The sequence below is a fragment of the Vibrio sp. LaRot3 genome (assembly GCF_027587025.1).
Classification (GTDB): Bacteria; Pseudomonadota; Gammaproteobacteria; order Enterobacterales; family Vibrionaceae; genus Vibrio.
Genome location: NZ_JAPPTI010000009.1, coordinates 92,825 through 106,545, shown reverse-complemented (window position 1 = coordinate 106,545; position 13,721 = coordinate 92,825). Strand labels below are relative to the sequence as shown.

At 44.0% G+C, this 13,721-nt stretch carries 14 protein-coding genes; 6 read left to right on the top strand and 8 right to left on the bottom strand.

What is annotated here, in order from left to right:
* Positions 1-16 precede the first annotated feature (16 nt).
* Genes OH461_RS15875 through OH461_RS15865 form a run of 3 tightly spaced genes read right to left on the bottom strand, consistent with a single transcriptional unit; the run spans position 17 to position 2,885 of the window.
* Positions 17-1,519: an ABC transporter ATP-binding protein gene (locus tag OH461_RS15875; protein WP_270021548.1), complete on the bottom strand. Its 1,503-nt coding sequence runs from the start codon at positions 1,517-1,519 to the stop codon at positions 17-19.
* Positions 1,516-2,295, bottom strand: a complete 780-nt coding sequence (locus OH461_RS15870; RefSeq protein WP_270021547.1) for an energy-coupling factor transporter transmembrane component T — start codon at positions 2,293-2,295, stop codon at positions 1,516-1,518. Before OH461_RS15870 ends, OH461_RS15875 begins: the two co-directional genes overlap by 4 nt.
* 8 nt (positions 2,296-2,303) lie before the next feature.
* Positions 2,304-2,885, bottom strand: coding sequence for an MptD family putative ECF transporter S component (locus OH461_RS15865; RefSeq protein WP_270021546.1), 582 nt, complete (start codon positions 2,883-2,885; stop codon positions 2,304-2,306).
* Positions 2,886-3,150: 265 nt separating this feature from the next.
* Here OH461_RS15865 and OH461_RS15860 point away from each other — a divergent pair, with 265 nt between their 5' ends.
* Positions 3,151-5,202, top strand: coding sequence for a TonB-dependent receptor (locus OH461_RS15860; protein WP_270021545.1), 2,052 nt, complete (start codon positions 3,151-3,153; stop codon positions 5,200-5,202).
* A 55-nt stretch (positions 5,203-5,257) separates the two neighbouring features.
* On the opposite strand, the gene OH461_RS15855 is transcribed toward OH461_RS15860, so the two are convergent.
* Positions 5,258-6,184: a helix-turn-helix domain-containing protein gene (locus OH461_RS15855; protein ID WP_270021544.1), complete on the bottom strand. Its 927-nt coding sequence runs from the start codon at positions 6,182-6,184 to the stop codon at positions 5,258-5,260.
* Between the two features lie 229 nt (positions 6,185-6,413).
* Here OH461_RS15855 and OH461_RS15850 point away from each other — a divergent pair, with 229 nt between their 5' ends.
* The 5 genes from OH461_RS15850 (at position 6,414) to OH461_RS15830 (ending at position 11,006) form a co-directional block, all read left to right on the top strand.
* Entirely contained in the window at positions 6,414-6,794 is a 381-nt protein-coding gene (locus OH461_RS15850) for a VOC family protein (RefSeq protein ID WP_270021543.1), read from the top strand.
* Between the two features lie 44 nt (positions 6,795-6,838).
* Complete coding sequence (locus tag OH461_RS15845; RefSeq protein ID WP_270021542.1) at positions 6,839-7,222, top strand: nuclear transport factor 2 family protein; 384 nt, start codon at positions 6,839-6,841, stop codon at positions 7,220-7,222.
* Between the two features lie 418 nt (positions 7,223-7,640).
* Positions 7,641-8,336, top strand: a complete 696-nt coding sequence (locus tag OH461_RS15840) for a hypothetical protein (RefSeq protein WP_270021541.1) — start codon at positions 7,641-7,643, stop codon at positions 8,334-8,336.
* A 240-nt stretch (positions 8,337-8,576) separates the two neighbouring features.
* Positions 8,577-10,325, top strand: a complete 1,749-nt coding sequence (locus OH461_RS15835) for a DUF3859 domain-containing protein (protein WP_270021540.1) — start codon at positions 8,577-8,579, stop codon at positions 10,323-10,325.
* Between the two features lie 102 nt (positions 10,326-10,427).
* Positions 10,428-11,006 (top strand): hypothetical protein, encoded by a 579-nt coding sequence (locus tag OH461_RS15830; protein ID WP_270021539.1) that lies wholly within the window; start codon positions 10,428-10,430, stop codon positions 11,004-11,006.
* A 1-nt stretch (position 11,007) separates the two neighbouring features.
* On the opposite strand, the gene OH461_RS15825 is transcribed toward OH461_RS15830, so the two are convergent.
* The 4 genes from OH461_RS15825 to OH461_RS15810 form a co-directional block, all read right to left on the bottom strand.
* On the bottom strand, positions 11,008-11,736 hold the full coding sequence (locus OH461_RS15825; protein ID WP_270021538.1) for a class I SAM-dependent methyltransferase: 729 nt from the start codon (positions 11,734-11,736) through the stop codon (positions 11,008-11,010).
* A 22-nt stretch (positions 11,737-11,758) separates the two neighbouring features.
* Positions 11,759-12,406: a class I SAM-dependent methyltransferase gene (locus tag OH461_RS15820; protein ID WP_270021537.1), complete on the bottom strand. Its 648-nt coding sequence runs from the start codon at positions 12,404-12,406 to the stop codon at positions 11,759-11,761.
* Between the two features lie 224 nt (positions 12,407-12,630).
* The gene (locus OH461_RS15815; protein ID WP_270021536.1) at positions 12,631-13,149 is read right to left on the bottom strand and encodes a ClbS/DfsB family four-helix bundle protein; all 519 of its coding nucleotides are present in this window, start codon (positions 13,147-13,149) and stop codon (positions 12,631-12,633) included.
* A 93-nt stretch (positions 13,150-13,242) separates the two neighbouring features.
* Positions 13,243-13,701, bottom strand: a complete 459-nt coding sequence (locus OH461_RS15810) for a YaiI/YqxD family protein (protein WP_260262056.1) — start codon at positions 13,699-13,701, stop codon at positions 13,243-13,245.
* Positions 13,702-13,721 lie beyond the last annotated feature (20 nt).

Sequence of the window (13,721 nt, the reverse complement as noted above, 5' to 3'; positions counted from 1 at the left end):
AGCAAAACGAGAAGTACTAATTAACCGTCAAAGCATTTCGGTGCGTTCGGTTATCTACCATTTCCTCTGTGTTAACAAGCTGCATAAACCGCAATAAACGCTTGTTGCCAGAATCATCCAGACGGTAAATCTGGTCAATATTCCGCTGGTTGATATGTATCGCCCACTCACAGCACCCCAGCAATAGCTCTGGGTCGTGGCTGATGATGATTACTGTGCTGCCATTTTCACGCAGCCTAGCAATTTGCTTGCTCACACGTACGACGTTGGCACTATCTAACCCACTCGTGGGTTCATCTAATACGGTAAACTCTCGCTTGGCAGCAACCGCTGTCGCTAATGCTAATCGCTGCTTTTGGCCACCAGAAATGGCTAGCGGATGAGCCTCTCTCAAATGCCCGAGATCTAACTCATTAAGAATCGATATTGCTTGTGATTCATCATCGCTCGGCATATTAAGCATCACTTCTTCTAATACGGAGTCACACAACAATTGACGATTGACTTCTTGATCGACAAAGAAACAGCGCCGACGAAGCTCTTTTCCTTTCAGGACTCCATGCTGATCAGCAAGTTGAACTACCCCTTTATCTAGACCGCACAACTGACGAAATAAACTACTTTTTCCCGCACCATTTTCACCAACTACCGCCACGATGGAAGACTTAACAATACGATGGGTTTTAACCTGTTTCAACGCTCTTGAAAACAAACTCGAACGAGGGCTGATCAACCAGTTCTCTTCAGATGAAATACGCTCCGAGCGAACATCCGATAACTTGCTAATTTGCTTGCCCAGAAATGTATTCGATGCGGGAGCCTGATAAAAACTATCAGTAATCACTTGTGTAATTCGACCATTCTCAAGATGAACTTGCCTATCCACTAAACCATCAAGGTAAGCACTACGATGCTCCGCCACGACCACCGTCATACCTTGTTGTTTCCAATATGCAATGGCCTGAGCCAACATTTGGGCAGCCTTGGCATCCAAATTGGCACTTGGCTCATCAAGCAGAATAACTTCCGGCTGCATCAAACTGGCAGAAGCACAAGCAACCCGCTGCTTTTCTCCACTCGATAAAAAATCAAGCTTGTCATGCTCCCGGCCTTCTAATTGAAATTGTTCTAGGGTTTGCTTTAGCCACCTCTCTGTCTTAGAGCGCTCTAGTGCGAAGTTTTCCGCACTGAATACCAGTTCACTACCAATTTTATTAGTAAAAAATTGGCTACGTGGGTTTTGATAAACCGTGGCGACCTTTTGGTACAAAGCAGCTTCAGGGATACTCGATAGATCTTCACCATCGAGGTAAAGTTGACCACTAATGCCACCATCGTAGAAGTTAGGAATAAGGCCATTCATCGCCCGAATTAGTGTGCTTTTCCCTGAACCAGAACCTCCGGTTAACAGCACGCATTCCCCGGAATGTATGGTCAAGTTAATGGTTTGCAATGTCGGATGGGCATGTGAGCTTGCCGCATAACGAAAGCTAAACTCTTTAAAACACAGTTTACTCATGGCATCACCCACAGCGATGTAATTGCCAACAGTACATTCATCACAATTACAGCCAAAATCGGTAAATCAAACCAAGAAAAACGTGTTTGGTAATAGTTGGTACGACGCTTTTTTGCGCCTAAACCACGGCTGATCGCAGCAGCAGAAAGTTCATCACCTATGCGTAACGTGTTACTAAGAAAAGGCAGCAATCGACTAAATACCGCAGTTTTCAAACTACCATTGCCCAATGCTAGCCCTCGCATACGCACACTACGCTCAATAGCGACAAACTCACTCAATACACACGGGAAAAATCGCAGGATAATGACCAAAACGGTAATCAAAGCAACGGGAAGCTTAAACCGATACAAGGCAGAAACCAGCTCTGAAACAGGAATGGTCATCAATAAACTAAAACTGGCCGCCGCTGGCAAAATTCGAGTACAAAACACAACCATGCCCATCACAGCAATTTGGCTATCTCCTTCAAGGCTGGGAACAACAGTGATTGCTACCCATGCAAAAAAGCCAAACAGTGAGGATAAAAATAAACCGCTCTTCCAGTAGCCTTCTAACATTAATACCAACATGGGCAGGGCTGCTAACAGCAAATAAGCGCTTTTTGCGACTTGATCTCCACCAGCGCCACCCACCAAGATGACGCTGACACACAGCAATAGCAAAATTTTACTGCGAGGATCGACTCGGCTACTTTTCTCTTGCGGTACGGTCATTGCCGATTTCGGTCGAGAAAGCTGATTGTTTCTCGGCTCTAAAATTGGTGTTTCAGCCATCGCGAAACCTACACCACTCCTGCACGGCTTAACTGCTTGTTAAGAAGTTTTGAGCCAACCTTTGCACCGATATAACCACACACCATTGCACCAACAACCAATACGGGCAGAAGCCAATATGGCATTAACACACTAAGGCTTTGAGCATATTCTTCACCATAGCCCTTGGAGATCATTGAAAAATAGCTTTCTCGTGAAAGATAAAAAGGTAAAAAGTTTCCAATCACCCACAAGCTAAATACACTGTAAGCGGTGATGCTGTGCTTAAGTTGTCGGTAATCACTACGCTTCAAAAGTAAATCGGCCAGCAAACCAAACACAGCGCCTGTCAAAACCACCCAATACCCCATACCAGCCACAAACATTAGTAGGCCATTTACAAAACCCAATAATGTGACCATGCCAAATTTATTGACTCGCATAAGGAACAGCATAAAGATCAACCCACCGAACAGGGGAGCTAAAGCCGCTAGAAGAGGGATAAATATCGGGATAAACCCTACCCAGCCAATTGCGATCATTAATACAAAAAATAGCACTGAGTAAATAGCCACGGTACTCAGATCTTTCGGACTCAAATTAAAGGTCATGCCATATCCTTGGTTAACTAACCGGTAATTTAAATTACCCTTATCGATATATTCAGTGCTCACAGCTTATTGGCTTCAAAGAATAAAAAGAACCCTAATTGTTGACAAAATAAATATTAGTTCCGAAGCGGGCATTGATATCCGTTTTGGGGTAGTCGGAAATTCATCACCTATTGGAGAATTTAAAGACGATTATTTTTCACATACACATTCACCTAAATAGTGGTTATGCAGGCCAAACAGGTCTGTGAAGAGGGAATCAGCAGTGACCAATCTACGCAAGACAGGACTCGCACAAGCAATATCAATCAGCTTATTACTCACAACAACTTACGCCTACTCATCATCGGAATCTGACTCTAGCGTGATGGAAACCATCGTCGTTTCAGCACAAAAAATTGAACAGAGTAAACAAGATATTCCCGCATCGTTAAATATCTACTCTGATACTGATTTAGAAGAGCTGAATATCAAACAAACGACAGATATTGCTCAACTCACTCCCGGAATGAACTATTTAAAAGCAGACAACCATACCGCTTACTTTGTTTATCGTGGCATTGGCGGCACCACCACAATGAACAAGATCTACAATATAAATATTGATGGCGTTACCATTCCTTATGTTAATCCGAATATATTGTTAGATGCAGCGCAAGTTGAAGTAATTAAAGGGGGGCAAGGGGCGCTTTACGGTCGAAATACGCTTGCAGGTTTGATTAAAGTTGAAACTCGCCGCCCAATGGATGGCTACGAAAATTACATTCAAGCCGATTACGGTAGCTTTAATAGTTATAACGTAGAAACCGCTATCGGGGGTGACCTTGGCGAATACAGTGCCGCTCGCATTGCTGCGCAATATAAATCCAGTGACGGATATTTCGAAAATAGCACGCTCAATAGAGACGACACCAACGACAACGAGCAATACTCCGTTCATGCTAAGTTTGACATCTACAACACTGATCAACTCAAAATCGCATTTGATTTAATCGCCGATTCCTACGATAGCGGCTTTGACAACTACGTGCTTGGTGGTGGGTTTAAGCCCTCCAATAACGAGCCGGGCTACAACACTGGTGATTTGTTCACAGGTATTTTCACCATAGAAAAAGAGCTCTCAGCCAGTACCACTCTAACTTCCATCACAAGCTACACCGATTCCAGTTACGGTTTTTTGCATGACTGGGATTTCTCTCAGTACGATATCAGCTTTGCCGATTTTGATGAGTCTACTCAATCCTTCTCCGAAGAATTACGCTTACACGGCACCACTCAAGGCGACGTGAATTGGCTAGTCGGTGCATTCTTAATGCGTGAAGAAGTGGACACCAACACCAACGTAAACTTTGGTAGTGATGCAGGCATGTGGTTTATGCCACCAGGTGTAAAAATGTCTCAAGACAGCACCATCGAAATGTTTAATGCGGCACTGTTTGGTCAAGTGATCTACCCAATGGGTAACTTTGAACTCACAGGCCGATTGCGCCTTGATTACGATGAAAAATCGCTCGATTGGAAAGACAGTAATAGTATGGGCATGCCGACAACTGCTCTGAGCTTTGACGATGACTGGTTTGCAGTGCTTCCTTCCGCCTCTTTAAGCTGGAAGCCGACCGATACCCGACATAGTTACCTATCCGTTTCACGAGGCTATAAAGCCGGTGACTACAACAATGTAATGGTAGAAGCGCCACTGGTCAGCAATGCGGTTGACCCCGAATACAGCACGACCTATGAACTAGGTCATAAAGAACGACTCTCTCGCAACGTAGAGCTCAACACTGCTATTTATTACATCGGTTGGACAGACATCCAAGTCGACGTGCCTCATCCAAACTACCCAAGTGGTTACTTGAAGCAAAATGCCGCCGAAGCGCACAGTAGCGGAATTGAAATGGAGTTACTGGCCAGCCCACTCAACGGCTTATCCATGTTCATGAACGCCAGTTATTTGTTTGAATATGAATTTGATGATTTCTCGAATGGTGCAGGCGGCGATTACACAGGTAACAAACTGCCTTATACCAACGAATACACTGTTTCTCTTGGATCTAACTATGGTCAGCCTGTTGGTATCTTTGTCGGGGCAGATGTTTCATTCTACGGCGCGCAGTTTATGAACGAAGCCAATACCTTTGAGCAAGGCAGCTATGCAATATTCAATGCTCAAGTCGGCTACCGAACTCATGATTGGGCAGTATACTTGTACGGACGAAACTTAACCGATGAAGAGTATTCAACTTCGATGTTCAATGCAGCTAAAGCCGCGGGCGAGCCTCGATTTGTTGGGGTAAAAGCAAAACTTAACTTCTAATAAAAACGCCAGTGGGTTTGGCTGCTCAAACTCACTGGCGACTTGATATTGAAGCTCAGGTATTAACGCCTAACTCATGCTGATTAAACTTAAAATCATACATTAGCTCGCGCCGAGCATTATTAGGTAGCACACCATATTGCTTGCGAAAAGCCGTACTAAAATGACTGATGTTGCTATAGCCCAACGCCACTGCCGTCTCAGTCACATTGTGGTGTTTCAACAGTTCCATCGCCCGTTTCATGCGCTCTTCTTGAAAGCAGGCATAGACACTCGTTCCAAACAGTTCTTTGAAACCTTTCTTCAACTTACATTGGTTCACACCGACGGTTTTCGCCAACTCCGCAATGGTTGGGGCAGAGCTCAAATCTGACAATAAGCAATCTTTAGCAACGGCTAACTGCCGCTTCTCACGTGTAGACAAAAACTCTTTCGTGTTCGCCGGTTTAAGTGCTTGTAAATGCCAATACAGGTATTCAAGGATGGCAGAATGCAGCAGCAATGGATGTTTAATTTGCTGCTTCATCAGTGTAATGACACGACTCACTGACGAGTTAACTTGTTGGCTCGAACGACCTTGGCGAATAAAGAACTCCATATCTTTATCGAAGTTAATTCCTGTTAGCTCTTCCCCCGCTAATGAATAAAGAACCTCAGGCCGTACCATAATCTCTAGATTACAAAAATCATCACTATCTTGAACATGGAACATCTCCCCATCCGAAAAGCCCATATTGATATAACCACTGTCACAGTTGAGGTTTTTGCCTTTGACGGTGGCACTGAAGTGACCTTGGATAAAGTGGTTCAAATGAATGTAATCCTTATTACTCGGTAGAGGGGACTCAATGTCCATTTGCTCCATGTCTGCGCGAGAAAACAAACCGACCGTCAAACCTGATTGAAGCTCAATAAAATTACTCATCTCATTGTGATTGGAGTTCTGATCATAAACGCGACCTAGTTCCTCTACAGCACTCATCTAGACTCATTCCTTTCTACCGGCCCTTGATTGATAGAAGAAAATTCTGCAACTATCCGAAACAAGGTGATTTTTCGCTCAATTGGACCGATATTACTCCGCTCAACACACACTGTAAACGATAATTGTTATCAACAAATTGCTACTATGCCGACCTTACGTGAAAAGTACGATGTGCTTTATCAGGCTACATATACTTACTGAAACGCAACAGAAAGCAGAGGTCACTATGCAAGTTAATCCTATTTGTTGGTTCGAGATCTATGTGGATGACATAGAAAGAGCCAAAACCTTCTACCAATCCGTACTAAATGTCACATTAGAAAAACTCGACAGCCCGGGTGGGATACCGATTGAGATGTGGGCGTTCCCAGATATGGGAGAGGGCTATGGCGCAGCTGGTGCGATAGTAAAAATGGACAATGTCGCTGCCGGCGGCAACAGCACCTTGGTGTATTTCTCTTGTGAAGATTGTGCCGTTGAAGAAGCAAGAGTGACTGACAATGGCGGCGCGGTTCAAGTTCCTAAAATGCCGATCGGTGAATACGGTTTTATCAGTGTTATCAGCGATACCGAAGGCAACACCGTAGGGCTTCATTCCCAGAAATAAGCCCCCCATCTTCGCGTAAGCGCTCTCTAAACAACGGAGTCACTATGGCAACTCAACAAGCGAGCAACAAACAAAACGCTATTGAATTTTACCAAATGGCCTATTTGGGCAACCCTACTAAAGCGGTTGAACTCTTCGTCGGCGAACAATATATCCAGCACAACCCATTGGTCGGTGATGGCACACAACCCTTTATTGATTACTTTGAACGAATGAACCGCGAGTATCCAAATAAGTCTATTCGTTTCCTTAGAGCGATAGCAGAAGGTGACCTGGTGGCGCTGCATACCCATCAAACTTGGCCCGATGGCGATCAGTACGTCACCATGGATTTTTTCCGTTTCGACGATAATGGGAAAATCGTAGAGCATTGGGATGCCATTCAAACCGTTCCGGATGAGATCGCTCACAACAATACTATGTTTTAGCGTGAACCAATATCACTCACTGCATGTAACTAACTCATTAGAGAAGAATTTTCACTGTGAGGTTATTAACTCAAACATTAGTTGCAGTTAGGCCAAGTAATCGAGCGCCGAAGCTGCAACATTCTCCGTTTTGAGACTCACCCAGTACTTTATTTCGCATAGATGTCAGTTTAGTGACTAAATTATTAAGTGTTTCATTTTTGAGGATCTTCCTATGCTAGGGTCGCTGTTATCCAGTGATTACACGGCTACTGACGGCGAAAACGCAGTTTTTATCCTGTCTAAAATTTAATAAAACACAATATGATGGGGTAGTTTTCAACTCGCTTTAGTTTGTCTCTCATTGGTAAGGCAATTTTTATGTGAACTTTTGTTTACGTATGGATGTAGCACTAAGTCATTATCAGGAGACAATCCTATGGTTGTTGAAGTAACCCCACGTAGAATCCTTACTACACTTCTTTCCATCATCACGTTGTTACTACTCGCGAATATCGTCAGCGCACTTTACAAAGCAAATTTCCCGCAACTTCATGGCATTGCGGATCTGTTTTACCTAAATGCAGAACGCAATATTCCCACCCTATACTCTTCAGTTGCATTAATTGGTGCAAGTTTGTTGCTGGCCTTTATTGCCAGTATTCATCGCTCTGCCAATCGCGCATGGATACTATGGGCAGTACTCGCCTGCATTTTCCTATTTTTGTCCATCGATGAAATGGCTTCAATTCACGAAAAACTAGGCAAGAAAGTCAAAGCAGGGAACGAAACTACTGGGCTACTCTATTACGCTTGGGTGATCCCATATGGTATTGCTTTGATTGGCTTTATCGCGGCCTATGCTAAGTTCCTTCTCGAACTACCCCGAAAAACCATGTGGTTGTTCATTTTTTCGGGCGGATTATTTGTCGGTGGAGCGCTTGGCTTTGAGATGCTTGGTGGTTGGCAAGCCGAACAGTACGGTAACCAAGGTTTGGTTTATACGATACTTTTTACTTGTGAAGAGGTATTGGAGATGGTCGGCGTCGCACTGTTTATTTACACGCTCACCGACTATTTATTAGAAATCAAACCTAAGCTTCAACTCGATCTAGTGCATGCAACTCAACACTAAGTATTTCACGGGCTAAGTCACTCTATGGTTAAAATTAGCCCGTACTTCTCCAAGGAAATCATTGAAGCTAACGCAAAGCTCAAGATTAGAACCCCCCAAAAGTACTACATACTGCTCAAGTTCAAGTCTCAGTCACATTAATTGCATATCAAGCAACACTATACAGTGCTAGTATCCCCTGTCTAAAAAACAGCAGCGATTTACAACGCGTTTTGCATTATATACAAGGACATAGACTGTATGTTGTCGTCAAACTTTAACAAGTTAGCCGCAGCGATAACGCTTGCGACTCTATCCGGTTGTGCGACTACGCTAACTCAACCGAAAAGCGTAGATGAAATTGAATTCCAAGATCTCAACTTTGCACAATGCGTCTACCAATACAACGAATCTTCTTTAGAAAACATTACCAAGCTCGAGTGTAATGAAGCCAACATCGCGTCTGTCGATGAAATCCAATATTTCCCTAATTTGGCTCATTTGGTGCTGTTGAAAAACGACATTACGCACATCGATACCTCAAACAACCCTGAACTGATTCGACTGATCTTGGGTGACAATAAGCTTTCGCAAATCGATGTGTCGGACAACCCGAAATTGAAATATCTCAACGTCACCAACAATGACTTAACGGACATTGATGTAAGCCATAACCCAGAGCTGATTAGCCTCTACGCTTACAAAATGCCGATTAGTCATATCGATGTATCTCACCAAACAGACTTACGTGATCTTGGCTTGAGCAGACACGAACTGACTAGTATTGACCTAAGCCAAAACCCTAATTTAACTCACCTCAACCTCACATCGGGCAAACTGACCAGCATTGATTTATCAAATAACCCTAAACTGGGTTATCTGTATCTATCTTCTAACCAGTTAGGCCAACTCGATCTTAGCCGTAACCCCGACGTTCAAATACTAAATGTGCGTAATAACCAATTGCACAATTTAGAGCTGAATCATCAACCTAGGCTTCGTGAGCTCAAAGCCGACTACAATCAGCTCAGCCAAATAGATCTCAGTGACAATCTGGTTCTCACCAAAGTTGAGCTCAACAACAACCAATTGAGTGTTTTAGACTTAACGGAAAATACTAAAGTCGAAAAGCTGACCGCGTTCAACAACCCACTGCACACGCTGACCGTTGATAGCCTAGAACAATTCAAACTGCTATCGATTGAAGGAACACCAGCCGGAAATGGCCTAAAGGCCGCAATGGAAGGGAAAAAAAGCAAAGACATCAGCAATCAATTTGCACCACGTGTCAGCGTGACAGAAGGCGGCCTAATTAAGAAGGAAGGCAATGAGTACAACGTGACTCCGAGCCAGTTCGTTTTCCCAAAAGTTGGCGATTTTATGGGATTCCGCTATTCCGTTACTCTACCGAAAGATGCAAGCGGTAATGTACCGGCAAACTTAGCGAATCAACAGCAATTCCCTATTACTGTACGCATGACTCACCCAGAAATCACCGATCCAAACACGGGTCAAAGTTCAAGGGTTTCTTCATGGACAGACACCATGTTTAAGCACAATCAAAACCTTGCTATGTGGTATTTCGGTGCAGAAAACGAAATTGTATCAGGGAAATGGACGCTGGAACTGTTGTATCGTGATTCGGTCGTCGCGCGCAAATCCTTCCAAGTGTCAAACCTTGATGACCCTGAAGAGATTGCCCAAATGACACAAGCAGTAAAGCTGCAAGAACTCGTCATTAATGCCGATAAATTCTTGTGTAAAGAGGATAAATTCCAAACTTGCTTTGAGTTTTCGAATGCACAGCAATGTGAGGCGAAACTCGCGCCGTACAAAGAGCGCTGCCGCGCAATCGCAAGCTCATCGGTTGAGCAATTAAAGCAAGAAGGGAAAATTTCGGGTGACGGTCTTCGCGAGTTCTTCAGCCACTTTGCAGTGTGCCTAGGCACGCATTACATACCTAAGTCGAACCTCGCTCCCGAACAAGTCGGGTCGTGCCTGCAAAAGTAACCCATTGATTTAAATTGTCATTACTCATGCTTTGAGGTAGAAAAAACTTAAAGCATGAGTTTATGGGACACGGAGTTACACCACAAACAAGGAACCGCCATTATGTTTGAATCTACTGTTGAACCCACTTTCGAACCCGACCCTGTTCGTCTATATATCGTATTGGATGATCAAGATTCAGCCCTGCCAGGCTACCTCAGTATCGATAGTAAGCACTGGCTTACTTGGTCAGATATTACGCCAAAATGGCTTGATGAAACTCAGCCCGATCTACTGTTAGTCTGGTCACCGAAGGCAAGCCAATTGCCTTTTGTTAATACTATTAGTGAAGAGTACAACTTGCTCTACCTACAAGATGATGACAAAGCGAAATGCTTACAGTTTTACCAACGTCTGGCAAAAGCTTGCCTTGAACCTCATAACAACTTCGATGTGGCCGATGTACGCAGTTTCATCGGATATTCTTCCCAGTTTTTTATCACGGATAGCCTCAAAGAGGTCGAACAGTTCAAGCCGGTCGACAACCTCATCGCCATTCTTTTTGGGCGCTTACAAGTTGAGGATATTAAAAGCACGTCAGACTCTATTCGCCCATTGCTAAAAGATACCGCGTTTTTCCCTATGGTATGGCAAGTAGAAGACCATGAGTTAGGCTGCTACTACTTACTTGGATTGCGCTAAACTAATCCACTTTGATGTGATAAGCCGAGTAGTAACAATCAATCTCTAAAGAAAGAGATGAACCACGCTGAGCGCACAGTGATTCGATCGCTTCCACCAGCAACTCAAACCCATTCTCGATACCAAATCGCTGCTGAAGCGCTACATACCGCTTTTGAGATGAGCATAGCAAGTGTGCTAGCTGAGTAGCCTCAACAGGCAAAAGCAAGCGCTCTTTTTTACATTCGATTGCGGAAAACTCTCCACAATCGTCAAAGTTGATCCCATGATCATAGTTAGATGACCGAGGCTCAACTTCCACCTCAAGCAACCTTAGCCACGCTTGATATTGCACTTCAAAGTCGTACACCACGACCCTCGCATTGGGGCGGCATACGCGACGCAATTCCTCAATCAACGCAGATGACTTTGCATATGGCAATGAGCCAGCAAATGTCACGAGATCAACCCTGCTATCTGGTAAAGAAGTGCTATTACCGGTTCCTACTATATAACGAATGTTATCAGCCGCTTTCGCTTGGTCGATCATTGCTTCACTTGGATCAATACCAACCACGTGCTGGCAAATAGGTGCGATAGCATGGGAGGATGCCCCTGCACCACAACCAATATCCAGACCAAAACTAAACTGAGGCAACTGAGCAAGGTATTGCTCTATGATCATGTCATGAATGGGCGGACGATAAGCCGCATAATGCAAAGAGATCTCGCGATCGTAGACATCACTCATCTTTGTTTATTACTCACTTAATTTATTCATCTAACTTAAACGCCGTAAAGTACACCGCTTTTACTCGCTTGCCGAGCATCTCAGTGCTCACATCTTGAAAACCTGCGGTCGCCGCTAACTCATGGGCTAACACAGGCGTCAGCACAATCGAGTTATTATTCTTTAAGCCATACTTACGCCAATATCGATACTTAAGGCGCAGCTTGTTAAAGCAATTCATATTATGCAAAGTGAAGCTGACACCAATCAGCCGACCTCCCGGCTTTAACACACGTAAGCACTCTTCTAACGCGCTGACAGGGTTAGGAATAACATGAAGCAGATTGGCCATAAACACAGTGTCAAAGCTGTTGTCTTCATAGCGTAGAGCAAAGCAATCCGCTTGTTCCACAACCACTTTCAGCTCATTCTCAAAGCGGATCTTACTCACTTCAATCATTGGCTGAGACACATCAGTCGCCACAATACGTTCTGCTTGTTCAACAAAACACTCGGTATAAGTACCGTTGCCGCAGCCAAGCTCTAACAGAGCACCGACATCGGTGTGTTTCTTTAATCGCTGTTTAACTCGATTAATGTCTTTAATACCAACAACATAGTTATTGCTGGCTTCAAAATTTTTGGCAAATTCTTCCCACTTGTTTTCCACTTTTCTCTCCTTGGAATACAACCGTGTTGTAGTTCGAAATCACCACATTGCTTTTCCAGACTGGTGCTGTTTTTATTTTCGTTTTTTAAACCATATCAATCAGATACGATTGCTATCTGTTCACCTAACATACAACAGATATAGAATAAAACACCCTCGAATCAGACAATTACGTCTAATTAGTGAGAAAAATCACTAAAAACGACATGAATTTATAAAGTAATCAGAGAGTTCAACGATAAGGACTATTGCTTGGTGAGGCACTGCCGCTTAAATCGGCGCACTTTGGTACGGACATTTTTCATTGGAGAAGATGTATTGAATTGAATCATACGTCCCATGGTCCATTGCTGGTACCAAGGTTGATGATAAAGCTGATGTTCGGTTTTACTTTCAATGAGATCGAGCAGAGCTTGAGTGGTACATTCAAACTCATACAGCAAGTCGCTATACGCCCAATCGGAGTATTGACGGTGAAAGTGCTCGGCCAACGAACCGAGTTGATTCCATTTATAACCCGTTTCAGGAAAATCGATTTCTAGCCCTTGCGCTTCTCGATCATGCCATTTTAAGACAAGCTGTCCCCACCCAATCAAGTATGCCACCGTATCGGCAACCGACACTTGCGTACCTTTAATATTACCTTCAACGCCGATGTCACGGCTGATCGCATCAGGAATGCTCTGATAATCGGCCATCAGCTTATCAAACGCTTGATTGATGGCGGCTAATAATTGGGGTTTGGTGGTGGGAATGGAACTCATGTTGTCTACCTCGCGAACTCAGTAGACAACTTAACTGGATAAAATGAGTAAGTATTTGAACTTGGCTACAAAAATGAACTTAGATGCATAAAGTTATTTTTGAGCTCGTTGCCACTGAACCAGCCATTTATCTAGCTGATTGGCAAACTGCTGTCGATCGCTTTGACTCAGTGGTGCAGGGCCACCCGTTTGGATACCACTGCTACGCATGGTTTCCATGAAGTCGCGAATGTTTAGGCGAGATTTGATGTTCTCTTTGGTAAACAACTCACCACGCGAACTAAGTGCATGACCACCTTTGGTGATCACTTCGTCCGCGAGAGGAATGTCACTGGTGATCACCATATCCCCTTGTTCAACGCGCTTTACAATCTCATTATCGGCCACGTCAAAGCCGGCCTGCACTTGCATCATAGTGACATTCGGCGCAGCGGGCGTCCGAATAAATTGATTCGCTACCAAGGTCACTTCTACGCCTGTTCTCTGTGCTGCTCGAAATAAAATATCACGAACCACGACCGGACACGCGTCCGCATCTACCCAAATTTTCATCAACTTTCTCAACCATGTTC

Bases quoted from the DNA above. Each gene is read 5' to 3' on its own strand.
- OH461_RS15875 (WP_270021548.1), bottom strand. From the start codon at position 1,519: ATGAGTAAACTGTGTTTTAAAGAGTTTAGCTTTCGTTATGCGGCAAGC.
- OH461_RS15870 (WP_270021547.1), bottom strand. From the start codon at position 2,295: ATGGCTGAAACACCAATTTTAGAGCCGAGAAACAATCAGCTTTCTCGA.
- OH461_RS15865 (WP_270021546.1), bottom strand. From the start codon at position 2,885: ATGACCTTTAATTTGAGTCCGAAAGATCTGAGTACCGTGGCTATTTAC.
- OH461_RS15855 (WP_270021544.1), bottom strand. From the start codon at position 6,184: ATGAGTGCTGTAGAGGAACTAGGTCGCGTTTATGATCAGAACTCCAAT.
- OH461_RS15850 (WP_270021543.1), top strand. From the start codon at position 6,414: ATGCAAGTTAATCCTATTTGTTGGTTCGAGATCTATGTGGATGACATA.
- OH461_RS15845 (WP_270021542.1), top strand. From the start codon at position 6,839: ATGGCAACTCAACAAGCGAGCAACAAACAAAACGCTATTGAATTTTAC.
- OH461_RS15840 (WP_270021541.1), top strand. From the start codon at position 7,641: ATGGTTGTTGAAGTAACCCCACGTAGAATCCTTACTACACTTCTTTCC.
- OH461_RS15835 (WP_270021540.1), top strand. From the start codon at position 8,577: ATGTTGTCGTCAAACTTTAACAAGTTAGCCGCAGCGATAACGCTTGCG.
- OH461_RS15830 (WP_270021539.1), top strand. From the start codon at position 10,428: ATGTTTGAATCTACTGTTGAACCCACTTTCGAACCCGACCCTGTTCGT.
- OH461_RS15825 (WP_270021538.1), bottom strand. From the start codon at position 11,736: ATGAGTGATGTCTACGATCGCGAGATCTCTTTGCATTATGCGGCTTAT.
- OH461_RS15815 (WP_270021536.1), bottom strand. From the start codon at position 13,149: ATGAGTTCCATTCCCACCACCAAACCCCAATTATTAGCCGCCATCAAT.
- OH461_RS15810 (WP_260262056.1), bottom strand. From the start codon at position 13,701: ATGAAAATTTGGGTAGATGCGGACGCGTGTCCGGTCGTGGTTCGTGAT.